The organism is Vibrio sp. 2134-1 (assembly GCF_033339495.1).
This window is the reverse complement of sequence record NZ_JAWOUS010000088.1, coordinates 1-1311: the sequence shown is the minus strand read 5'-3', so window position 1 is coordinate 1311 and position 1311 is coordinate 1. Positions and strand designations below refer to the sequence as shown.

Here is a 1311-nt window from a genome sequence, read left to right as displayed (position 1 = left end):
ATTAAGATTCGGTTGAGCTTGGCTGCGACTTACCTGCAACTCTACAACTACGCACTTGCAGAGCAATATCTGGAACGTGCGACAGAGTTACTGGAATACGCGGATATCCCTCAGCTTGAAGCGAAAGCCGCCCTACTTCAGTCTGGTCTCGCCTATCATCAGAACGACAGCAAAAAAGTAATTGAAAACGCGAAGAAAGCCTTAGAGCTTGTCAAAAAGGCGCCGGAAAACAAAAACTTCATCAAGCAGCAATCTTACCGTTTGTTGGGCTTGGGTTACGAACAGGCGGGCGAATATCAACTGTCACTGCAAGCGTACAAAAAATACACCAGCTTAGTGCGTTTGGAGCAAAAACAACTCAACCAAATTAGTGAAGATGCGTTCCGTCAGCAAAAAGAGTTTGCGGAACAGACCATTCACTATGTCGGTCAATCAGAGCGTCTAGAGCAGGTGGAAATGGAACATCGTAAGTTCCAGAAAATTTCCTTTGCCCTATTCATCACCGTTCTGGTTATGTTTTTGTTCATTATGCGCCGCGGCGTGATCATGCAGCGCCAAGCGGGTGAAATCGAGAAACTTCGTAACGACCTCTTTACCCATTCCCGCTCTCGCTTACGTAATCTGCGCATGCTGAACGTGAAGTTGTCTCGCTCACTGAAAAAATCGCGTGACACTTTTGAACAGTGGCAAATGGGTGAACTTATCCATGAACCGCTCAACGACCGACTACGTTTTGTGATGATCGACCTACCGTTCTTACGCAGCATGTACGTTCAAAATGGTTACAAAGCGGGCTTGGAATTAGAACGCGCATTCGGAGAATACCTAGCAGAGCGCATCGAAAAACCGGCACGTTTGTACCACTTCTCGGATGCAAACTTACTCTACATCGAACCTAACGCAGACCGCGACGCCTCTGCCGAAGTCATGTTTGAAAAATTCCAAGCGTGGGTAGACGAATTTGCGACTCAACATAACGTCAATCGCATCATTCGTATGGGCATCAGCGACTACCCATTCTTGCCTCGTGCTTACACCGCTATCAATGATGAAGAACTGCTCGATTTACTGCTACTTGCGACGCATATTGCACGCGAAGTTAGCCTCAAAGATAAACAAAGTCATTGGGTATTTTTGAAAGCCATTGACAACGCGCCAGCAGCGAGCTTTGCAACCGGTAACATAAGAACCGCTTGCCAACACGCCATCAACCAAGGCCTGATCAAGATCCACTCCTCTTACAAGAATGAGGACGACATCAAGAAAATATTAAAAAATGGATAATTAACCATCGGTTAAGCGTAATAACTA

General features: G+C 46.1%; 1 protein-coding gene. It reads left to right on the top strand.

Features of this window, described 5'->3' with window-relative positions:
- The coding region (locus R7R78_RS24040; protein WP_406707388.1) for a tetratricopeptide repeat protein at positions 1 to 1284 on the top strand (1284 nt) is incomplete at its 5' end.
- Positions 1285 to 1311: the final 27 nt, after the last annotated feature.